Source organism: Nitrogeniibacter mangrovi, from assembly GCF_010983895.1.
Lineage (GTDB): Bacteria > Pseudomonadota > Gammaproteobacteria > Burkholderiales > Rhodocyclaceae > Nitrogeniibacter > Nitrogeniibacter mangrovi.
The window spans coordinates 1670985-1692518 of sequence record NZ_CP048836.1 but is presented as its reverse complement, the minus strand read 5'-3'; the positions used below and the strand labels follow the sequence as shown (position 1 = coordinate 1692518).

Annotated in this window: 16 protein-coding genes and 1 pseudogene; 1 reads left to right on the top strand and 16 read right to left on the bottom strand. The window is 69.9% G+C overall.

The genetic code is table 11. The features are described 5' to 3' along the window. Positions 1–6: 6 nt before the first annotated feature. The 11 genes and pseudogenes from G3580_RS07760 to G3580_RS07710 all read right to left on the bottom strand — a co-directional run bounded on the left by G3580_RS07760 (position 7) and on the right by G3580_RS07710 (position 14341). Entirely contained in the window at positions 7–4350 is a 4344-nt protein-coding gene (locus tag G3580_RS07760; RefSeq protein WP_173764712.1) for an EAL domain-containing protein, read from the bottom strand. A 249-nt stretch (positions 4351–4599) separates the two neighbouring features. After that, positions 4600–5691, bottom strand: a complete 1092-nt coding sequence (trmA, locus tag G3580_RS07755) for a tRNA (uridine(54)-C5)-methyltransferase TrmA (RefSeq protein ID WP_173764711.1) — start codon at positions 5689–5691, stop codon at positions 4600–4602. Positions 5692–5805: 114 nt separating this feature from the next. Continuing rightward, the gene (locus G3580_RS07750; RefSeq protein ID WP_173764710.1) at positions 5806–8856 is read right to left on the bottom strand and encodes a diguanylate cyclase; all 3051 of its coding nucleotides are present in this window, start codon (positions 8854–8856) and stop codon (positions 5806–5808) included. Between the two features lie 54 nt (positions 8857–8910). After that, positions 8911–9774 (bottom strand): dihydroorotate dehydrogenase, encoded by an 864-nt coding sequence (locus G3580_RS07745; RefSeq protein WP_173764709.1) that lies wholly within the window; start codon positions 9772–9774, stop codon positions 8911–8913. Beyond that, a pseudogene (gene serC, locus G3580_RS07740) lies at positions 9771–10790 on the bottom strand (3-phosphoserine/phosphohydroxythreonine transaminase); the annotation flags it as partial. The pseudogene serC and the gene G3580_RS07745, both read right to left, overlap by 4 nt. 39 nt (positions 10791–10829) lie before the next feature. Next, positions 10830–11336: a urate hydroxylase PuuD gene (locus tag G3580_RS07735; protein WP_173764707.1), complete on the bottom strand. Its 507-nt coding sequence runs from the start codon at positions 11334–11336 to the stop codon at positions 10830–10832. 9 nt (positions 11337–11345) lie between these two features. Beyond that, the gene (locus G3580_RS07730; protein ID WP_173764706.1) at positions 11346–11486 is read right to left on the bottom strand and encodes a hypothetical protein; all 141 of its coding nucleotides are present in this window, start codon (positions 11484–11486) and stop codon (positions 11346–11348) included. A 124-nt stretch (positions 11487–11610) separates the two neighbouring features. Continuing rightward, complete coding sequence (gene pqqE / locus G3580_RS07725; protein WP_173764705.1) at positions 11611–12768, bottom strand: pyrroloquinoline quinone biosynthesis protein PqqE; 1158 nt, start codon at positions 12766–12768, stop codon at positions 11611–11613. Next, positions 12737–13030 (bottom strand): pyrroloquinoline quinone biosynthesis peptide chaperone PqqD, encoded by a 294-nt coding sequence (pqqD, locus tag G3580_RS07720; RefSeq protein ID WP_173764704.1) that lies wholly within the window; start codon positions 13028–13030, stop codon positions 12737–12739. Before pqqD ends, pqqE begins: the two co-directional genes overlap by 32 nt. 94 nt (positions 13031–13124) lie before the next feature. After that, positions 13125–13199 (bottom strand): pyrroloquinoline quinone precursor peptide PqqA, encoded by a 75-nt coding sequence (pqqA, locus tag G3580_RS20455; RefSeq protein ID WP_002924740.1) that lies wholly within the window; start codon positions 13197–13199, stop codon positions 13125–13127. 215 nt (positions 13200–13414) lie between these two features. Beyond that, complete coding sequence (locus G3580_RS07710; RefSeq protein WP_173764703.1) at positions 13415–14341, bottom strand: LysR family transcriptional regulator; 927 nt, start codon at positions 14339–14341, stop codon at positions 13415–13417. 100 nt (positions 14342–14441) lie between these two features. Between G3580_RS07710 and G3580_RS07705 the strand changes: the two genes are divergently transcribed. After that, positions 14442–15218, top strand: coding sequence for a ferredoxin--NADP reductase (locus G3580_RS07705; RefSeq protein ID WP_173764702.1), 777 nt, complete (start codon positions 14442–14444; stop codon positions 15216–15218). Between the two features lie 10 nt (positions 15219–15228). Here G3580_RS07705 and G3580_RS20255 read toward each other — a convergent pair whose 3' ends face one another. From G3580_RS20255 to G3580_RS07685, 5 genes are all read right to left on the bottom strand, one after another. Further along, positions 15229–15624, bottom strand: coding sequence for a cation transporting ATPase C-terminal domain-containing protein (locus tag G3580_RS20255; RefSeq protein ID WP_217424628.1), 396 nt, complete (start codon positions 15622–15624; stop codon positions 15229–15231). Beyond that, positions 15621–17936 carry a cation-translocating P-type ATPase gene (locus tag G3580_RS07700; RefSeq protein ID WP_217424627.1) on the bottom strand — a complete coding sequence of 772 codons (2316 nt, stop codon included), beginning with the start codon at positions 17934–17936 and terminating at the stop codon, positions 15621–15623. The genes G3580_RS20255 and G3580_RS07700 overlap by 4 nt, the downstream gene beginning before the upstream one ends. A 141-nt stretch (positions 17937–18077) precedes the next feature. Continuing rightward, on the bottom strand, positions 18078–19076 hold the full coding sequence (locus G3580_RS07695) for a GlxA family transcriptional regulator (protein ID WP_173764701.1): 999 nt from the start codon (positions 19074–19076) through the stop codon (positions 18078–18080). A 114-nt stretch (positions 19077–19190) separates the two neighbouring features. Then, entirely contained in the window at positions 19191–19466 is a 276-nt protein-coding gene (locus tag G3580_RS07690) for a DUF4242 domain-containing protein (RefSeq protein WP_173764700.1), read from the bottom strand. 115 nt (positions 19467–19581) lie between these two features. Next, entirely contained in the window at positions 19582–21438 is a 1857-nt protein-coding gene (locus tag G3580_RS07685) for a PEPxxWA-CTERM sorting domain-containing protein (protein WP_173764699.1), read from the bottom strand. Positions 21439–21534: the final 96 nt, after the last annotated feature.

The window sequence follows — 21534 nt, the reverse complement described above, 5'->3', positions numbered from 1 at the left end:
CCGCGCTCAGGCCTCGGCCAGGAAGCGCGCCTCGAACTGCGCGGCCGGCAGCGGCGGCGCGCACAGGAAGCCCTGCACGAAGTCACAGCCGGCGTTCGCCAGGATCGCCTGCTGCGCGGCATCCTCGACTCCTTCGGCCACCACCTGGATGCCCAGCTTGTGCGCCATCGCGATCACCGCCTCGGCGATGGCGCGGTCCCGCTCCGAGTTCGCCAGATGCTTCACGAAGGCGCGATCGATCTTGAGGAAGTCGATGTCGTAGCGCTGCAGGTAGGACATGGCCGAGTAGCCGGTCCCGAAGTCGTCGAGCGCCAGCTGGAGGCCCATGGACCGGAAGCGCTGCAGCTTGTCGGTGACCTCGGCACGATCGTCCAGCAGCAGTCCTTCGGTGATCTCGACGATGAGCGCGCCGGGCGGCAACCCGGCGGCCTCGAGGCGCCCGACCCAGGCCTCGTCGGCCTGGGTGCCCATGAACTCCCGCGGCGATTTGTTGACCGACAGCGCCAGCCGGGCGGGCGCGCCATCGCGACAACCGGCGTTCCAGCGCGCGGCGGTGCGGATCGCCTCCGCGAACACCCAGGCGCCGATGTCGTTGATGAGGCCGGTGTCCTCGGCGATGGGAATGAACACCGCCGGCGCGATCTGGCCGCGCACCGGGTGATGCCAGCGGATCAGCGCCTCGGCCTTGTCCACCCGGCCGCCGGCCAGCGCCATGATCGGCTGGTAGTAGAGCTCGAACTGCCCCTCGGCCAGGGCGACGCGCATGTCCTTGGCCAGGTCGTGGCGCAGCTCCGCGGCGCGCTGCATGGCCGGCGTGAACCAGGAATAGCCGTTGCACCCGGCCGCCTTGGCGGCATACATGGCCTGGTCCGCCTGCTTGAACAGCATCTGCACCGTCTGCCCGTCCTGCGGGTACAGGGTGATGCCGACGCTGGCGGACACGTACGCGGATTCGGCGCCCAGGCCGAACGGCTCGGCCAGCCGCTCGGTGATGCTCTGCACCACCCGCTCGACCACGACCGAGTTGTCCATGGCGGTGAGCAGCACGGTGAATTCATCGCCGCCCAGGCGCGCCACGGTGTCGGACTGGCGCACGCAGGCACGAATGCGGCGTGCCGCTTCCTGCAACATGCGGTCGCCGGCCTCATGCCCGAGGGTGTCGTTCACGTCCTTGAAGTGGTCCAGGTCGATGAACAGCAGGGCCACCACCTCGTGATCGCGCTCCGCCTTCACCAGCGCCTGCTCGACCCGATCGAGGAACAGCTGGCGATTGGGCAGGCCGGTGAGGCTGTCGTAATTGGCCTTGCGCCACACCATCTCCTCGGCCGCCTTGCGTTCGGACACGTCGGAGAACACCGCCACCCGGCGCTGCACCTCGCCGGCCTCGTCGAGCACGGTATTGATGCTCACCCACTCGACGTATTCGTCGCCGTTCTTGCGTCGGTTCCACAGTTCGCCACGCCAGCTGCCGGTGGTCACGATCGACTGCCACATCTCGCGGTAGAAGCTCGCGTCGTGGCGGCCCGAGGCCAGCACCTTCGGATCCTGGCCGATCACCTCGTCGAGGGTGTAGCCGGTGGTCTCGGTGAATGCCGGATTGACGGCCACGATCCGGTTGTCCGGATCCACGACCAGCACCGCCTCGCTGCTCGCCTCGTACACCGACGCCGCCAGGCGCAGGGCCTCGTCCGACTGCTTGCGGTCGATGGCGATGGCGATGAGCGCCGCGTTCTGCTGCAGTTCGGGCAGGTCCGGCGGCACGAAGCGTTGCCCCTGCTCGCCGAACGCCACCAGCACGCCTTCGGCCCGCTCCGAGCGCGGACACACCGGCTCCGACCAGCACGGCACCAGGCCGACGCCCTCGCCCATGTGCTCCAGGCTTTGCCAGAACGGGCCGCCGACGCCACCGCCGTCGATCAGCTCGCCCAGACACAAGCCGCTCCCGGCCGAGACGATCTGGCCCGTATACGTGAACACGCGATCGGCGAGGCGATCGTGGCCCATCTCGGAGACCCGGACCACACGCAGCCGGTGGTCGCCGTCGTTCATGAGCATGGCGAACACGAGCCCGAAATTGTTGCGTTCCAGCCCGGTGAGGGTCAGCGCCAGGATGTCGCCAAGGCTGCCGCCCCGGGTCAGGGTCTCCATCACCCGGGTGCGCAGGGCCGCCTGCTCGCGCTTGCGCTTGTCGGCGTCGATGTCGGCGAAGGTGCCGACCATGCGCGCCGGGGCACCGTCCTCGGTGCGCCGGATCACCGCGCCACGCGAGAGGATCCACTTCCAGTGCCCCGACGGGATGCGGTAACGGTACTCGCACAGGTAGCTCGGTGTCTCACCCCGCATGAGCGCCTCGAGGGCCTGCCGGCGCTGAGGGGCGTCGAGCGGATGGACGCGCGCCTCCCAGGCTTCGATGCGGTTCACCGGGTCGTCGGGCTCGATGCCGAGCAGCGCGTTGGCGGTCTCCGAGAACGCCACCTCGCCGCTCAGCAGGTTCCAGTCGTACACGCCGACACCCGAGCCGTCGAGCGCGAACTTCCACAGCTGCTCGGTCTCGGCCAGCGCGGCGACCAGCCGCTTGCGTTCGGTGATGTCGCGCACCGAGGTATACAGCAACGCCCCCTCGCCCACCGTCACCCGTCCGGCGCTCACCTCCACGTCGACCAGGCGGCCATCGGCCGCGCGGTGGCGGGTGTCAAAGTCGAGCCGCTCGCGGGTGCCGTCGAACAGTTCACGGATGATGCTCCGGATGGTGTCGTGGTCCCGCTCGCTGTCGAGGTCGAACACGGTCATCGACAGCAACTGCTCGCGTGTGTAGCCGAGCATCCGCGAACAGGCCTCGTTGGCCTCCACGATGCGCCCGCCCTCGTCGACGATGTAGATCCCGTCGGTGGCCATGCGCAGCAGCATCTCGTTGCGCTCGCTGTGCACCGCAAGCTCGCGCTCGGCGCGCTTGCGATCGGTCACGTCCTGCTTGATACCGACGAAATGGGTCGTCTGTCCCTGCTCGTTGCGCACCGGCGCGATGACCAGTTCCTCGTCGTACAGGGAGCCATCCTTGCGCCGGTTGACCAGTTCGCCCCCCCAGACGAGCCCGGAGCGGAGCGCGGCCCACATGCGCTCGTAGAAAGCCGGCCCCTGCTGCCCGGACTTGACCAGCTCGGCGGGCTTGGCCCCGATCGCCTCGTCGATCGAATAGCCGGTGAGCCGTTCGAAGGCCGGATTCGCCCACTGGATGTTCACCTCCGCATCGGTGACGACGATACCGCTGGGCGCCGCCTCGAGCGCGGTGAGCAGGACGCGATCGCGCTCGCGCGCACGGGCCATCCGGCGCGCGGCACGGCTCCGGTTCGCCAGCGACCCGAGGACGCTGATGGCGAACGCGAGGATCGCGATCGTCGCGCCGGCCCCGACCAGCGTCAGCGTGTTGCGCTCTTGCGCGGAAGCGGCGGCAATGGACCGGACCGACCTGCCGACCGAGACGACCAGCCCCAGGTCCGGCAGATTGCGCACCGCATACAGACGGCGCACCTTGTCGATGGGCGAGACCAAGGCCACCAGAGCGCCGTCACTGGCCGCCCCCGTCGCAGGCAGCAGGCCCTCGATCCGCGTGCCGATCGCCGCGGCGAGCGGTGGCGACCGGGCCAGCACCTCGCCACTGCCGCGTTGCAGGTTGATGGCGCCATCCGCCCCCAGCCCGATGCGCTGATAGAACTCGGAAAAATAGTCCGGCGTCACCGACATCACCAGGACGCCGTCGAACTGGCCGCCCGCGCCCAGGATCGGGCGGGTGAACTGGATGCTCCAGCGCTTGGAGACCCGGCCGAGCACCGGCTTGCTGATGAACAGCCGGTCCCGGCCGCTGTCCCGATGCACGCGGAAGTGCTCCCGATCCACCAGGGAAATGGGCTTCACGTTCGGATCGAGGTTGCTGTACGCGAGGCGGCCGTCACGGTCGATGACCGCAATCTGGATGTTGTAGTCGCGATCGACCGCGGTCCGATAGCGGTGCACGGCCGCCTCGAAGGCAGTGCGCCCTTCCGCCCAGTGCTCGCGCAGACCCACCAGGGTCTGATCGAGCCCCTGCGCGAGCGAGCGGATGTGCTCGCCGAAGGCGAGCGACAGGTTCGACAGATCCTTGCGCGTGTTGCGCTCGACGCTCTCGCGGGTGCTGTCGAGCTGATGCCCGATCCCCCACCACAGGGCGCCGATCACGACCATGAAGAAGACGATGAGCGCATACGCCACGGGTGATAGGCGGGTGACGACCTCGTCGCTCGGATCCGGGATCAGCGAGACCGGCTTGCGCCGCTCCGCCGCCGGGATTTCAGTGCCCGCTTCAGTCACTTCCACTCGTGTGTCCATAGGCTTCCGGACCGGCGTCTCCCGCGCCAATTCTGGGCAGTGGCGGGCATCCGCCGCACTGCGCTCGCATGACCCTGATGCCGCCCGCGTGGCACGTGCGGCCCATGGAATCCGGCCGCGCGGCGCCCTGCGCGGCGCACCACGCGATACAGACAGCTGCTAAGACGAAAGTGTAACCGAATCGTTACCGTGCTCGTATGCCGCACCGCACGCGCGCGCCGCGCTCAGGGCACCGGATCACGCACGCCGAGTCAGCCACATCCCGCATTCGAGATGGTGGGTATAGGGGAACTGGTCGAAGGCCGCCGCCGCGGCGATGCGGTGGCTGCCCGCCAGCGCACCGACGTCGCGCCGCAGCGTCTCCGGGTTGCAGGAGATGTAGAGCACGTTGTCGAAGCGCCCCGCCAGGGCCACCGTCGCCGCATCGAGTCCGCCCCGGGGCGGATCGACGAACAGGGTGGTGAAGCGGTAGTCGGGCAGATCGATGCCCCGCATGCGCCGGTAGTCGCGTCCGCCGGCCAGCGCATCGCTGATCTCCTCGCTGGCCATGCGCACCATGGCGACGTTGCCCACCGCGTTGGCCTCGAGGTTCACATGCGCGGCGCCGACCGAGGTCTTGCTCATCTCGGTGGCCAGCACCTTGTCGAACAACGGCGCCAGGGCGACGGTGAAGTTGCCGTTGCCGCAATACAGTTCGAGCAGGTCGCCGCCGAATCCTGCCGCCTGCCGCCGCGCCCAGCTCAGCATGTGGCGGTTCACGCCGCCGTTGGGCTGGGTGAAGCTGCCCTCGATCTGCCGGTAGCGCAGCATGCGCCCGTCGAGCTCGAAGGCTTCGATGAGCCAGTCGCGCTCGAGCACCACCTTCTGGCCCCGGCTGCGGCCGATCACCACCGCCCCCAGGTCGGCGGCCAGGGCGCGCGCCGCCGTCTCCCAGTCCGCGTCGAGGCGGCGGTGATACACCAGGCTGATCATCAGCTCGCCGCTGAGGGTGGCGAGAAACTCCACCTGGAAGAGGCGCCGGCGCAGCACGTCGCTGGCGTCGAGCCGTTCGCGCAGGGGCGTCATCACCCGGGCGATCGGCGCCGCTGCGGGCGCAAAGGCCTCGATCAGCACCGGCCGTTTCGGCTCGGCCGGATCGAACATGGCGTAATGCACCCGATCGCCCACATGCCACATGCGGAATTCCGCGCGGAGGCGATAGCCCAGCGGCGCGGAGGCGAAGACCTCGGGCTCGGGCATGGCCAGCGCGGCGAAATCGGCGCGATAGCGCGCCACCTTGTCGGCGAGCTGGCGGTCGTACTGGGCGGGGTCGAACTGGGGCAGGGGCATGGCGGTACGGAACGGGACAGGGACACGGGCGCCGGCAAGCGCGGCGGACTGCGGACTATACCGCGCAGGCCGGACGCGGCAAACCCGCGCCGACCGGCGCGCGCGACCGACGGCTCAGGCGCCCACCGCCGGGTCGTCCCGGGTCGGATCCTTGAGCACCACCCGGTTGCGCCCCGCCGCCTTGGCCTCGTACAAGGCCTCGTCCGCCGCCTTGAGCAGGGGCTCGGCGGCCAGCGCCTCGCCCGCCACCACCGCCAGGCCGACCGAGAAGGTCTGCCCCGAGAACGAGGCCGCGCCACTGTTGAAGCGGCAGCGGAAGAAGGCTTGCTGTAGCGCCTCGAGACGCTCGCGGGTCGCGGCCGGGTCCGGCGATGGAAAGATCACCACGAATTCCTCGCCGCCGAATCGGCACACGATGTCCGAACTGCGGAACCAGCCCTTGAGCAGATCGGCCAGGGCGCGCAGCACCGAATCGCCGACATCGTGGCCGTGGGAGTCGTTCACCGCCTTGAAGTGATCCAGGTCGATCACAGCGCAGCCCATGCTGCCGCCCTCGCGCCGCGCTCGCGCCACTTCCCTCTCGAGCGCCTCCTCCAGGTAGCGACGGTTGTAGAGGCGCGTCAGCGGATCGCGCACGACCTGCTCACGGAGCATGTCGCGCAGGGCGAGATTGGACAGCGACAGCTTGATGCTCTCGCCCACGGTATCGAGCAGGCGACGCCGCTCCTCGGCTTCGGCCTCGTCCATGGCCGGCTGATCGATGGTGATGAGCCCCTGCACCTGTCCCTGGGCCACCAGCGGCAGGCACACGTAGTCGCCGAAGGTCTCGTCCACGTGAGGACAGCGCAACGGACTGCCGTCGCGCCCCACCCGATGCACGCGTCCCTGCTGCAGCGCCCGGCAATCGTGGCGCCCGAACCCGGCATCCAGCGGGTCGGCACCCCCCCACTGGACCAGCGCGTGGAGGTGCTCCGGAGACGAAGCACCGCCGCTGACCGCCAGCATGCCCGAACTGCCGGGAAACAGCGCCTGCATGCCGCGCCGGATGACGCCGGCCGCCTCCTGGCGGTCGTTGCAGGCCATCAGTTCCTCATTGACCCGGGTCAGTTCGGTGAGCGCGCGGTCGCGCTGCTCGAGTGCGACCACCATGTCCCGCAACTGGGCGTTGAAGGTCTTGATCTGTGCCGCCGATGCGACCCGGTCGCTCGCATCCCGGGTGACCCCGACGAACATCACCCCCGCATCGAGATGAAAGGGTGTCACCGCCAGATCGAGGGGAAACACGCTGCCGTCCTTGCGCTTGCCTTCCACCGTGCGGCCGATGCCGATGATCTTGCGCCGTCCGGTGCGATGGTAGTCGGCGAGGTAGCCATCATGCTGGCCGTGATAGGGCTCGGGCATGAGCACGCGCACGTTCCGGCCGATGACCTCGTCCGCGCGCCAGCCGAAGATGCGCTCCGCGGCGGGGTTGAAGGCGTCGATGATGCCCTTGTCGTCGATGATGATCAGCCCGTCGATGACCGTATCGAACACGCCACGCATGCGCGACTCGCTGTGGCGCAGCGAGATGGCCGCCGCCTCGCGCCGGGCCACCTCCACCCGCAACTGCGCGGTGCGCTCTTCCACCTCCATCTGCACCGCCGCGCGCTGGCCGCTGACGGTCAGCAGATAACCGTCCATGAGCACCACGAGCACGAAGGTGCCGACCATGACCAGCCACATGACGACCCGGCTGCCGACGGCCACGAAACCGGGCAAGGCGGTGACCGTCAGCTGCCAGCGCCGGTTCTCGACCCGCAGATCGACCGTGCGGGACATCGCCCCCGCACCCGCATGAGGCGAGGAAGCATAGAGCACGGGGGTCGGCTCGCCGCCCGTGGCATCCTCCAGGCGCACCGCCAGGCCCTCGGATGCGGTCTGTGCCAGCACCGCAGCGATCAGGTTGCCGACGCCGATCTTGCTGACGACCACACCGGTGATGCCCTCACCATGGCCATCGCTGGCCGCGTGGCGGCCATGCACCGGCGCAAAGGCGAGGACCCCGATCGCCCCCGCCGCCCCGACCAGCCTGACCGGCTCGCTGACCACCGGCTGTCCGGTGCGCAGCACCTGCTCGAGCGCGCTCCGGCGGATCGGTTCGGAAGCCAGATCGAAGCCCAGCAACTCGTCGGCCCCCACCCGGGGCACCACATAGCGCAGCGGAAAATGGAACGCTCGCGAGGCGGCCGGGCGCAGCGCACCGTGCCCGTTCCAGTCACGCATCGCGAAACCCGCCTCCCCCGCGGCCCGGGCCGCCCGCTCGAACGCGGCGCGCTCGTCGCCGGCCACACGGGGCGCCCAGGCAATCGCACGCAGACCCTCACGGGTCGGCAGCAGGGGCAGCGCGAAATGGTCGAAGGCCGCGCGCGTCATCGGCGCCGCCGCCTCAACGAAACGGCGGGTGGACACCGCCGTGCCAAGATGTTCCTGAATGGCCCGATTGAGCCCCATCGCGATCGCGCCGGCCGCCTTCGAGAAGCGATCCTCGTTCTGGTTCGCCTCCACTTGCAGGGCGAACTGGTGCGCACCGAGCACCAGCACCACGATCGCCATCGCCGGCAGCGCCAGGGTGGTCACCCGCGAGCGCCACAGGGCCGTGGCCCGGAAGCCCAGCACGAACGCAATCGGCAAGATCGCCGCCATGCCGATCATCTGCGCCAGCCAGGCGGCGAAGAACACGCCGGTTTCGCTCACGCCGGCCTCCGGCCAGAGCACGCGCAGGCCGGTTCGGGTCAGCGCCCACGGCAGGGTTCCCAGGCACACCGCTGCTGCCAGCAGGCGTATCCCGTCGAGCGGGCGCATCAGGGTCTGCCAGCCGGACACATAGCGCCGGACGAGCCAAGCGCCGGCGGCAGCCTGCAAGGCCGCCACCACGGCCAGCCCTCCCTCGGCCACCCACCACGAGGCCGGAGGCAAGGCATCGAACCCGCGGTCCCACAGCAACGCCGGCACCAAGGCCGCCAGGAAGGCGCCAGGCACCGCCGCATGGCCGTAACGCAGGCAGGCATAAAGCGCCACCGCCACGGCTGGCATGAAGGACACCTCGCCCGGCACCGGACCGGCGAAGGCATAGGCCACCGTGCCCGCCAGCAACTGGATGATGGCGATGGCCAGCAGCGTCGACACGCGCCTTCCGTTCAAATTCGCTCCCTCTGCGCGAACCGATTTCCCCGGATTACGTCATCCGCGCCGCCCGACTTGAACCGAAACGCACCGGCAGGGCCTGTCCGCGGGCACCTCGCCATGACCTCGACCCGCGCCCCAGCCGGGCGACGACGGCCGGCCCCCGCGCCGCCATGACCCGGTGCACCTGCAGCAAACGGGCGCCGGCACGCAAGCGCCCCCGGACCGTCGCCGGACAGTCGATGCCCCCACGCTGATCAGGCAGAGGCGATGGCCCAGTACCGCATCCAGCCGACGCAACACGGCGCGGGCCTCGGGCTCGCTCATGCCCTCGGCCGAGACCAGCAGCGCATCGGCGCCGGCGGCGGCCATGAGGTGGGCCGGCTCGATCCCCTGAGCGCCCCGCAGCCAGGCCGGCGGCAGCTTGACCGCCAGCGCCAGGCGCCGGCCGCCGCGGCGCGCCAGCGCCGTCCGGTGCGCCGAGAGTTCGGCCACGACGCGGGCAAAAACCGGCGGCGACGGGCGCTCCCGCCCCGGATTGAGCACCACATAGTCGGCCAGGCGATGACAGCCGTCGAGCACCCGCGCCAGCTCGGCGCCGGCCGCGGCCCACGGTGTCCCCGGCCGCTTGCCGAGGCTGATCCCGCACGGCACGCTCGCCGCGCCGCGCGCCAGGCGCCGCAGCGCGGGCGCGCCGGCATGCAGGGTGCCCGCCTCGATGGCCGCCAGGCCGAGCGCTCGCGCCCGGCGGCGCAACCGGCCGCGCAGGTCGAAGCCCGCCGCCAGCCCCACCACGCCCGGAAACACCAGCCCCATCGCATGCACCGCGGGCCCACCCGCCACGGCGGCGCCACGGCGGCCCAGCAGCTGCCCGAGACGGCGCCGGGCGCGCAGGGCGCGGCGACTCGGTGCGACGCTCATGTGCCCGCGGCGGCGAAGGCGCGGATGAAGCCCACCAGCGCGTCGACCGCCGCGGTCTCGAGGCCGGGATACAGGCTCACCCGCACGCCCCCGCTCCGGGGGTGGCCGCGCAGCTCGTGCAGGCCCGCGTCGGCGGCCGCCGCCAGGAAATGCTCGGTGTGCGCCGGCTCGGCGAGCTGAAAACAGGGATTGACCCGCGAGCGCCAGGCGGGCGTCACCGGTACCCGGTAACGGCCGGGGCTGGCCTCGAGGGCGCCGTACACCGCCGCGCCATGGCGCTCGATGCGCTCGGCCACCGCCGCCACCCCGCCGGTGGCCTCGATCCAGTCGAGCATGTGGCGGGCCACGCCCATGGGAAACACCGGCGGCGTGTTCAGGCGCGAGTCGGCCTCGGCCTGGCGTGTGTAGTCGAGCACCCGGGGCGTGTAGGCCCGCGCCCGACCGAGCAGGTCCTCGCGCACGATCACCACGGTCAGCCCCGGCACGCCGATGGTCTTCTGGGTGGCGGCATAGCCGAGCGCGAGGCGCGAGAAATCGATGGGCCGGGTGAGCAGATCGGAGGTCATGTCCGCCACCAGCGGGGCGTCAACCTCGGGCCAGGCGCGGTACTGGCAGCCGTCGGCGGTCTCGTTGGTGGTGATGTGGACGTAGGCGGCGCCTTCGGCCCGTGCCATCGCCTCCGGCCCGATCCGCTCGATCCGTCCATGACTCGCGGCCTCCTCGGCCGCCCGGCGCGACCAGTGCCCGGTGACGACATAGGCGGCCCGCCCCGCCGGCGGCAGCAGGTTGAGCGGCACCGCCGCGAACTGGGCGGTGGCGCCGCCGGGCAGGAACAGGAGACGAAACCGGGGCGGAATGTCGAGCAGGCGGCGCAGGCTGGCATCCACGTCCGCCTGCAGGGCGCGGTACTGCGGCGCGGTGAACGGCAGGCTGAGCAGGGAGCGGGCGTCGGCGCCGCCGAGGCAGTCGTGGGCGACCGCCTGACGCACCTCGACGGGCACGGGGCCGCTGGCGGCGGAGAAACTGTAGCCGCCCCCACCGGCCGCGCCCCGCCGTCAGCCGAACAGGGACAGTCCATGGACACCGGCCGCCATGAAGAACACCACCGGGATCGACAGCAGGGTGTTGACCCGGGCGGAGAGGAAGGTGATGCGCGAGGCGCGCAGACGCGCATCGAGCGGCGCGCGCACGAAGCCGAGCACGCGTTTCTGGTTGGGCCACAGCACCAGCCACAGGTTGGCGACCATGAGCATGCCCAGCCACATGCCCACGCCCAGCGGCGCCAGGCTGCCCCGCAGGGTGAGCGCGTCGAGCAGCCAGCCGCGATGCCAGAGGATGAGCAGCCCGCTGCCCAGCACCACCAGCGAGGCGTAGCGGAAGGTGCCGTGCTCGCGGGCGAGCAGCGCCTGCTGGCGCGGGCTGTCCGGGTCGGCCAGATCGGTGGGGTCGAGCGGCGCGTAGCGCGGCCGGTTGACCGCGGTGGCGTAGTTGTGGCCGATCCACACCAGGGCGCCGAGCAGATGCGCCCAGCGAGCGAGGATCTCGAGGAGGGTGCCGTCCATGTGCCCTCCTCAGCCCAGGGTACGCAGCGCGAACGCCAGCAGTGCCGTCAGCGCGAAGCCGCAGGCCACCGTCACCGGCGCCGGGTCGAGCAGGGTGAAACGCGCGGCGGCCGGGTTGGCCGACTGCGTGGCAGGGGGGTGATGATTCACCCCGCATCCATCGGCAGCACGATGGCCGCCACGTAGGTCGGACTTCAGTCCGACAGCGACTTCCGGGCAGGCGTTGTCTGTCGGACTGAAGTCCGACCTACCGTACCGCTGTTCGTTTGCCGGCTCAATGGGCATCGGACTCGACCTCCATCAGCTCGCGCGCCGTACGCTCGGTGCGCATGAGCAGCGGCTTGAGCGTGCGCTTCGGGTCGTTGGCGCGCGCCACCGCGTCGGTGATCAGATGATGCTGCGGCGACTTGGCGCAGGCCGGGTCGGTGCTGGCGGCATCGCCGGTGAGCAGGAAGGCCTGGCAGCGGCAGCCACCGAAGTCGGTCTCCTTCTCGTCGCACGAGCGGCACGGCTGCGGCATCCAGCTGTCGCCGCGGAATTTCTGGAAGCTGGGCGACTCGTGCCACAGCCAGGCGAGCGGTTTCTCGCGCACGGTGGGGAAGTCCAGGGTCTTGATCAGGCGCGCTTCCTGGCACGGCAGCGCGGCGCCGTCGGGGGCGATGGTCAGGTGGATCGAGCCCCAGCCGTTCATGCACGCCTTGGGCCGTTCCTCGAAATAGTCGGGGATGACGAAGTAGATGGTCATCTTGTCGCCGATGCGCTCGCGCGCTTCCTGCACCGCCCGCTCGGCACGCTCGAGCTGCGCGCGGCTGGGCAGCAGTTCCTCGCGGTTGAGCATCGCCCAGTTGTAGTACTGGATGTTGGCGAATTCGAGGTAGTCGACGCCGATGTCTTCGGCCAGCGCGAGGATCTCGGCGGTCTGGTCGGCGTTCTGGCGGAACACCGGCACGTTGAGCACCATCGGGAAGCCGTGGGCCTTGATCCCGCGGGCCACCTCGATCTTGCGATCGAAGGTACGCGCGCCCACCAGGGTATCGGTCAGCTCGCGGTCGCTCGACTGCAAGGAGAGCTGGATCTGGTTGAGGCCGGCCGCCTTGAGCGCCTTGAGGCGCGTCTCGTTGAGGCCCACGCCGGAGGTGATCAGGTTGGTGTAGTAGCCCAGCCGGCTCGCCTCGCCGACCAATTCCTCCAGGTCGTCGCGCAGCATCGGCTCGCCGCCGGTGAAACCCAGCTGCAGGGCGCCCAGTTCGCGCCCTTCACGCAGCACGCGCTTCCACTCGTCGGTGGACAGCTCCTTGTCGTGGCAGCCTTCATAATCGACCGGGTTGCTGCACCACGGGCACTTGAGCGGGCAGCGGTAGGTCAGCTCCAGCACCAGCCACAGGGGCTGGCCTTTGCCGTCAAGCCTGACGACGGATCCATCCTTTGGCACGGAACACCTCCAGAAACTTGTAGACGCCTTCGGCGATCGCCTGCTTGTCGCCTTCGAACAGGGTTTGCAGCTCGGCCACCATCGCCTCGACGGTGCGCGCACCGTCGCAGCGCTTGATGATCTCGCTGGCGGTCTCGTTGAGCTTGACGATGCCCTCCGGGTAGAGCAGCACATGGGCCTGCTGCGTCGCCTCCCAGCGGAACAGGTACATCGGGTTGATCTCGAAACGGTCCTGCGCCTCGGGCAGGGTCAGGTCGCTCATGGTCTTGTCTCCTTCATCGACGCGGGGACGGGATGGCCGCCCCCGCCGGCTTCACGGGGCGTGCCCGGGGTCACCGGGCCGCCCCGGACACGGCTCAGCGTACGTAGACGTAAGCGGTCACTTCGAAGCCCAGACGAATGTCGCAGTAGGCCGGATCAGTCCATTGCATGGTGTCTTCCTCCATGGATTTGAGTGGGATGAAACAAGCGGACGGGCCGGGAGGCCACATCCGCTTCAATCATCGCCGCGCCGCGGCGCCCCGCCATCCGCAGACTCACGAACCGCGCATCACCGTTGTCATGAAAACGGCATCGCGAAAATCATGATTCTTTCACCGATGCGCAAATACTTGATCCGGCGCAAGGCACGCGCTCCGCACCCCCTTCAGGGCACCGGCGCCAAGGCGATCTCGTCGCTGCGCGCGACGCCTTCGGTCATGCCTCGGCACAGGGCGATGAAGCGCTGCATGCCCGGGGTGCGGAACTTGTGCCGGTGCCACACGAAGGAGAAGGCGCGCTTCAGATCGAGCGCCGGCACCTCGACCGGCACCAGCGAGCCGCGCCGGAAGGCGTCGCGCAGCGCCAGGCGCGAGATGCAGCCCAGGCCCAGGCCCGCCTCCACGGCACGCTTGATGGCCTCGGTGTGTTCCAGTTCGAGGCGGATGTTGAGCGTGGGCCACACATGGCGCATGGCATGCTCGAAGGTGGACCGGGTGCCGCTGCCCGGCTCGCGCAGGATCCAGTCGGCCCCGGCCAGCGCCGACAGGTCGACATCGGTGCGCCCCGCCAGCGGATGGCCCGGCGCGCAGAACACCACCAGCTCGTCGGCCACCCAGTGCTCCACCTCCAGGTCGGCGTGGTTGCAGGCGCCCTCGATCAGGCCGATGTCGAGCTCGTAGGCGAGCAGGCGCTCGACGATGCGGGCGGTGTTGTGGACATGCAGGTCGGCGCGCGCGCTCGGAAAACGCTGCAGGTAGTCGGCCACGATCAGGGTCGCCAGATAGTTGCCGATGGTGAGCGTGGCCCCCACCCGCAGATGCCCCGGCTCACGCTCGCCGCCGAGCAGGGTTTCGACCTCGCGCACCCGCGCCAGCAGCTCCGCGGCCATGGGCAGCAACTGCTCTCCGAGCGCATTCAGACGCACGCTGCGGCCGATGCGGTCGAACAGGCGCACGTCGAACTGGCGCTCCAGTTCCCCCAGCGCCGCGCTGGCCGCCGATTGCGACATGGACAGGCTTTTCGCCGCATCGGACACGCGGCCCAGGCGCGCCACCTCGAAAAACACCTCCAACTGCCGCAACGTGGTTTTCATATTTGAAAAATCGATTTCCGATATTAAAACAATTCGCTTTTGTAAATATAGGCGCATGCTTAGACTGTTGCCAACCCCCAAACCCCAACGGAGAACACGCATGAGCACTTTGGGCACCGAACGCGTCCTCAGCGTTCATCACTGGAACGACACCCTGTTCAGCTTCCGCACCACGCGGGATCGCGGCCTGCGCTTCGAGAACGGTCAGTTCGTGATGATCGGTCTGCAACAGGAAGGCCGTCCGCTGACGCGCGCCTACAGCATCGCCAGCCCGAACTATGAAGAGCACCTGGAATTCTTCAGCATCAAGGTGCCGAACGGGCCGCTCACCTCGCGCCTGCAGCACCTCAAGCCGGGCGACCCGATCATCGTCAGCCGCAAGCCGACCGGCACCCTGGTGCTGCACGACGTGCGCCCGGGCCGCAACCTGTACCTGATGTCCACCGGCACCGGTCTGGCCCCGTTCCTGAGCGTGATCCAGGACCCGGAGACCTACGAGCGCTTCGAGAAGGTGGTGCTGATCCACGGCGTGCGCCAGATCAACGAGCTCGCCTACGCCGAGTTCATCGAGCAGGAGCTGCCGAACAACGAATTCTTCGGCGAGGCGGTGCGCGACCAGCTCATCTACTACCCCACCGTGACCCGCGAGCCCTACCGCAACAACGGCCGCCTCACCGACGCCATCATGAGCGGCAAGCTCATGAAGGAGACCGGTCTGCCGCCGCTCGATCACACCGTCGATCGCGCCATGATCTGCGGCAGCCCCGCCATGCTGCAGGACTGCTGCGACATGCTCGACAGCGTCGGCTTCGAGATCTCGCCGCGCATCGGCGAGCCGGGCGACTACGTGATCGAACGCGCCTTCGTGGAGAAGTAGCCGACCCGGCTCATGCCGGGCCGCCCCCTCGCCCGGCGGCGCGCCGGCGCGCCCGGGCATCGCCGGCCAGCAGCCACTGCCCCACCCCCAGCGGCACGAAGCTCGCCGCCACCGCCAGCGCCAGGCCGGCTCCGCCGGGGGACGGCAGCTGCAACAGCGCCGACAGGGCGGGCCACCCCAGCGCCGCGCCGATCAAGGCCAGGCACAGCGCCACCGCGCCCCACACATAGGGGTTGCGGCTCACCTCGTTCGCCAGCCACCCGCTGCCGGCCTCGCGCATGTTGAACACGTGCCACAGCTGGGCCAGCGCCAGGGTCACGAAGGCCATGGTGACCGCCTGCGCGGGTACCAGCGCGAGCCTGAACAGCGCCAGCGCGAAGACCGCCAGCGTCGTCGCCGTGATCACCCCCCGAGCAGGACGATGCGCCGCCACTGGGCCGCGCCGACGATGGGCTCGGCCGGATCGCGCGGCGGCCGCCGCATCACCCCGGGGGCGCCCTCGCCCAGCCCCAGCGCGAACGCCGGAAACACGTCGGTCACCAGGTTCAGATAGAGGATCTGCAAGGGCAGCAGCGGCACCGGCAGGCCGCCGCCGACGGCCAGCCCGACCACCAGCACCTCGGACAGGTTGCACGACATCAGGTAGACGACGAACTTGCGGATGTCGTCGAAGATCACCCGCCCCTGGCGCACCGCCTCGACGATGGTGGCCAGATCGTCGTCCTTGAGCACCATGTGCGCCGCCTCGCGCGCCACCTGGGTGCCGCGCGCACCCATGGCGACGCCGATGTCGGCCTGCCGGAGCGCGGGCGCGTCGTTCACGCCGTCGCCGGTCATGGCGACGATCTGGCCATCGCCCTGGAACACCGAGACCACGGCCAGCTTGGTCTCCGGCGCGACCCGCGCGAAGACCTCGGCCGCGCGCACCCGGGCCAGCATCTCGGGCGGCGCGGTGGCCGGATCGAAATCGACCAGCTCGCGCCCCTCGACCACCACCGGGGCCTCATCGCAGAGGCCGGCTTCGCGCGCGATGCGCACCGCCGTGCCGGCATGGTCGCCGGACATCATGACCACCCGGATGCCCGCGTCGCGACACGCGGCGATGGTCGCCGGCACGTTCGGGCGCAGCGGGTCCGCCAGACACACCAGCGCCACCAGCGTGAGGCCGTCGTAGGGATCGTCGTCGGCGCGTGCCGAGCGCTTCATGGCCAGGGCGAGACTCCGGAGCCCGTCGCTGGCCGCCGCGTGCGCCCGTTGCAGCCACTGCGCCCGCTGCGCTGCCGGCAGCGGTGCCGGTCCGTCCGCGCCCCACACCTGCGTGCAATGCGCGAGGGTCTCTTCCGGCGCCCCCTTGGCGGCATACAGGTAGCCCTCGTCGCGGGCGTGGACGGTCACCATCATGCGGCGTGCCGGATCGAAGGCGTGTTCGGCCACCTCCGGGTGTTCGCCACGCAGCACCGCCCGGTCCAGGCCCGCATCGCGGGCGACCTGGAGCAGTGCCAGCTCCATCGGGTCGCCGGTGCCTGCCACCGCCTCCGCGCCCAGATCGGCGTTGTTGCACAGCGCGCCGATGCGCAGGGCCCAGCCGAGCGCCGCGTCGGCCCCCGGTTGCAGCGGCGTGTCCGCAGCCACACGCAGATCCCGGTCCGCGAGCAGGTAGCGCGCGACACGCATGCGGTTCTCGGTCAGGGTGCCGGTCTTGTCGGTCAGGATCAGCGTGGTCGCGCCCAGCGTCTCCACCGAGGAGAGCCGGTTGACCAGCGCGTTGCGCCGCGCCATGCGCCACATGCCGCGCGCCAGGCACAGGGTGGCGACCACGGGCAGCCCTTCGGGCACCGCCGCCACCGCCAGCGCGACTCCGGTCTGGATCATGTCGGCAAGCCCGTGACCGCGCAGCGTGCCCAGGGCGATGACCACCACTGCCAGCGCCAGGGTCAGCCAGATGAGCCGGTAGCCCAGGCGTTCGAGACGGCGCTCCATGGGCGAGGCTTCGGCCTGGGCCGCCTGCACCAGGCCGCTGATGCGGCCGATCTCGGAGGCCATGCCGGTGGCCACGACGATGGCCTCCCCCGCGCCCTGGGTGACCGCGGTGCCCTTGAACACCATGCAGCTGCGGTCGCCGAGCACGGTATCGGCCGCCACCGCCGCCACGTCCTTGCCCACCGCCATCGATTCTCCGGTCAGGACGGATTCGTCGCACTGCAGGTTGGAGGCCGCGAGCAGGCGCAGATCGGCGGTGACCACATCGCCGGCCTCCAGGATCACGACGTCGCCGGGCACCAGCTCGCGCGCTTCGATCATCTTGACCGCACCGTCACGGCGCACCCGGGTGCGCAGCTCGGCGAAGCTGAACAGCGCCTCCATGGAACGCGCCGCATGCAGTTCGGTGAAGAAGCCGATGGCGCCGTTGATCAGCAGCACGACCACGATCGCGGCGCCATCGACCAGATCCCCTTGGGCGAAGGCCGAGCCGGCGGCCACGGCGAGCAGCCAGACGATGATGCTCTTGAACTGGTGCGCGAGGATGGCGATGGCGCTGCGCGGCTTCTGCCGCCGCAGCCGGTTGGGGCCGTAACGCGCGCGCCGCGCCGCGACCTCCGCGGTGCTCAGGCCGGTCTCGGCAGAGGTGCCGAGACGCTCCGCCACCCCTGCGGCCGGGCATGCGAAGGGGGGCGCACCGATTCGATCCTGCCCGGTGCGTCCGCGTGCGTCACTCATCGGTCGTTGCCCCACCGAACCGATCCGCGAGCCCCTCCGGCCGCGCAGACAGGAACAGACACACGAGCCCCCCTCCCCATCGAATCGTCGATCTCACGCTATGCCAGCGTCACCGTGACGTCAATCCCGGGCGCGGCGCGCTCAGCCGGGCGCCAGCGCGTCGAGCGCCGCCGGAAAGCGGCGCCGGTACTCGGCGGGGGTCATGCCGGTCTCGCGCTTGAACAGCTTGCGGAAGTAGGCCAGATCCTCGTAGCCGACCCGGTCGCTCACTTCGCGGATGCTCTGCGCCCCGGCCTCGAGCAGCTCGCGCGCCACCGCGATGCGTCGCGCCTGCAGGTAGTTGCCGGGCAGGCGCCCGGTGGCGGCCTTGAAGCGGCGCATGAAGGTACGCGGGCTCATCAAGGCCTTGCCGGCCAGTTGCTCCACGCTCAGATCGTCGGCGTATCGGGCACAGATGAACGCCTCGACCTCGCGGATGCGCTCGTCCTGGTGCGGGCGCGACAGGGGCAGGATCGCGTACCCGGACTGGTGGGTGCGCGGCAGGTCGAGCACCAGCGCCCGGGCACACTGCAAGGCCACCTCGTGGCCGCAGAACTTCTCGACCAGGTACAGGCTCATGTCCAGCCCCGCATGCACGCCGCCGCAGGTGAGCAGGCGGTCGTCCTCGGTGATGAGCTCGTCCGCATGCCAGTGCACCGCAGGAAAACGCCGCGCGTAGCGGCTGACGATGGCCCAGTGGGTAGTGGCGCGACGCGCGTCCAGCAGCCCCGCTTCGGCCAGAAAGGCGGCGCCGGTGCAGATGCTGCCCACATAGGCGCCCTGGCGGTGATGATGACGCAGCCACGGATACAGGGCCTGGTGGTAGGCCAGTTCCTCGTCCACGTCGAGCCCCGACGAGGACAGGATGATCACATCGGTGTGTTCGATGTCGTGGATGCCGCCGTGGGGCGTGATGCCGACGCCATGGCAGGACGCCACCGGCCGGCCGTCCACGGTGACCACCGACACCTCGAAGCGCCCCGCTTCGTCCTCGCCATGCAACTGCTCCCACAAGCGGCCGGCGGACAGGAAGATCTCCTGCGGCGCGAGCGTGGTGGACGCGTAGTTGTTGCGGACCAGCACCAGGGTGACGTGGCGCATCGGCAGACCTCACGGGTGGCGGGAACGGGCGCCGGCAGCGGCCGGCCCCGTGACCTTACCCGAAGCGCCGGCGCGCTGCCCGCAGGCAGCCGCCCCGGCGTCGGGACGCGACCCTCAGCCCTTGGCGGTCATGGGGTCGATGACCCGGCGCAGCTCGGTGACCTTGTTGGCGGGAAAGCCGCTCAGGCGCGCATGCTCGTGCACCAGATCCTCGCTCTCGGCCAGATAGACGCAGTAGGTCTTGTCGTCGGCGACGAAGGACTCGACCCACTGCACCTTGCCACCGAGCTTGGCCAGCGCCTCGTTGGAGGTGGCGGCGGCGTTCTGCAGCGCCTCGCCGTCCATCTGGCCCACGGACGGAATCTCGCGTTCGATCAGGAAACGTTTCATGTCTCGACCCTCATTCTGATGATTGGCTGGCCAGCATAGCAATGCCCGGCGGCGGGCCGGGCATGGCAATAGTGCCAATCACACGCGTCGATCCTGCCAATCGCGTCCGGCCGGTTCAGGAGCGCCGACGCCGCGCCGCGCCGGCCACCAGACCCACGCCGGCGAGCATGAGCGCCCAGGTCCCGGGTTCCGGCACCGGCATGGCGAGGGAGAGCAGCTGCGGATCGTGGTCGGAGATCTGCGCCGCGAACTCGCTGTTGATGTGGAGGATGTCGTAGACCATGGACGGGTCGCCCAGCACCGCCGCGGACACGAACATCTGGTCGAGCACCTGGGCGTTGCCCTCGTAGTTGTAGCTGTAGCGCTCGTTGGCCGGCAGCGTGTTGACCAGCGAGGTGAGACCGGCGTCGACCAGCGGCTGCAGCGCATCGGCGAACTGGAAGTCGTTGAAGTCACCCAGGGCGATGATCGGGGTCTCCGGATCGGCCGCCAGCAGTTCGGTCACGAAGGCGGCCACCGCCTCGGCCTGGGCCAGGCGCTCCACCTCGGAGCCGCGCTCGGGCGCCTGGTTCGGCCCGAACAGCGGCTCGTCGCCGCCCTTCGAGTTGAAGTGGGTGTTGATGAGCACGAAGTTCTCGCCACCGATGTCGAACTGCGCCACCAGTGGCTTGCGGCTGTCGTCGAAGGCGGTGTTGGTCGGATCGATGCGGCCGGCGTCCAGGCTCAGCGAGCCGTCCGGCAGCACCGCGATGGCCTCGGTGGCGCTGCCCACCGCGCCGGCGAAGCTCACCGTCGACTTGTCATAGAGGTAGGCGTTGCGGATGTTGCCTCCCGGCTGCCCGCCGTCGGCGTTGTTGACCGGGTCGATGACCACGTAGCCGTAGTCCCGCCCGCCCGCGGCCTTGATGGCGGTGGTGAGCCGGTCGAGGGTCTGCTCGGAGGCGACCACGCCGTCGTTGCTGGCGCCGGTGTTGTCCTGCACCTCCTGCAGCGCGATCAGCTGCGGCGAGGCCAGATTGCCCACGATCTGCTGGGCGATGGCATCGAAGCGCGAGCTCGCCGCATTGCCGGCGAGGTTCTCCACGTTGTAGGAGGCGATCGCGAGCCGATTCGCCGCGCGCGGCGCAGCCACCTCGGGCACCAAAGCACCGCGGCTCACCGTGGGCGCCGAGGTGATCTGCAGCTTGTAGTTGGAAAAGCTGTAGTCGAGCACGCCGACCACGTTCGAGAGCTGGTCGCCCACGTTGACCACCGGGGTGGACACGAGCCCGTCGTCGAGGATGAGGCGATGCGGATTGAAGTTGGTCGGCGAGATCACCACGTCGCCACGCGCCGAGGTGAGCGTGCTGCCCACCTGGTCGCCGCTGATGACCGGAATCTCGCCATAGCGCGCGTTGGGGCCAACCACCGCCGCCGAGGCCAGACTCACGCGCATGCCTTCCAGATGCTCGTAGAAGTCCATGGCATAGGTGTCGGGGTCCAGCACGTGGCCGCTGGTCTCCACGTTGCCCACATCCGGCGCGATCGCCGTGGTCGGCGCCAGCAGGCCGCCGCTGCCGATCACCACCGCCGCCGGCAGCGCATTGCCGGCCGACACCCGCGTCCATGCGTTGCTGCCGAAGGACAGGTTCAGCTCGGTGGTGGTGAGGTTGTTCGCGGCGCCACCGGGCCGGTATTCGTCCACCCGGCCCGAGGCCAGCACCCGGTCGCCCACCGTCGGCCGCGCCCGGCTGCCGGTGAACACGAACACACCGTCGGAGGTGAGCGCGTTGCCGTCCGGCACCACGTCCTGCATCCAGAAGCCGTTGCCGCTCACCGCGGTGACGATCCCGTCCACGTTCGACACCACCGAGCCGGCGTAGGGCGACAGATGGGTGGTGCCCTGGATGTCGCCGATGGTGAGGGCATGGGCGTTGCCCTGCAGGGCCAGGAGGAGCATGGCGGCGATGGGGGTCAGGCGGGTGATGGTCATGATGAGTCCTGCGATGCGGGAGGTTGGAATGGGCCCATTGAACCCGATGCACATGAAGCCTCCGTCGCCGCGCCATGCTACCGACATGATCCGAAC

Excerpts from the sequence above, each read along its gene's own strand:
- trmA (WP_173764711.1), bottom strand. The coding sequence starts at position 5,691 with ATGCCCCTGCCCCAGTTCGACCCCGCCCAGTACGACCGCCAGCTCGCC.
- G3580_RS07745 (WP_173764709.1), bottom strand. The coding sequence starts at position 9,774 with ATGAGCGTCGCACCGAGTCGCCGCGCCCTGCGCGCCCGGCGCCGTCTC.
- G3580_RS07735 (WP_173764707.1), bottom strand. The coding sequence starts at position 11,336 with ATGGACGGCACCCTCCTCGAGATCCTCGCTCGCTGGGCGCATCTGCTC.
- pqqD (WP_173764704.1), bottom strand. The coding sequence starts at position 13,030 with ATGAGCGACCTGACCCTGCCCGAGGCGCAGGACCGTTTCGAGATCAAC.
- G3580_RS07710 (WP_173764703.1), bottom strand. The coding sequence starts at position 14,341 with ATGAAAACCACGTTGCGGCAGTTGGAGGTGTTTTTCGAGGTGGCGCGC.
- G3580_RS07705 (WP_173764702.1), top strand. The coding sequence starts at position 14,442 with ATGAGCACTTTGGGCACCGAACGCGTCCTCAGCGTTCATCACTGGAAC.
- G3580_RS07700 (WP_217424627.1), bottom strand. The coding sequence starts at position 17,936 with ATGAGTGACGCACGCGGACGCACCGGGCAGGATCGAATCGGTGCGCCC.
- G3580_RS07695 (WP_173764701.1), bottom strand. The coding sequence starts at position 19,076 with ATGCGCCACGTCACCCTGGTGCTGGTCCGCAACAACTACGCGTCCACC.
- G3580_RS07690 (WP_173764700.1), bottom strand. The coding sequence starts at position 19,466 with ATGAAACGTTTCCTGATCGAACGCGAGATTCCGTCCGTGGGCCAGATG.
- G3580_RS07685 (WP_173764699.1), bottom strand. The coding sequence starts at position 21,438 with ATGACCATCACCCGCCTGACCCCCATCGCCGCCATGCTCCTCCTGGCC.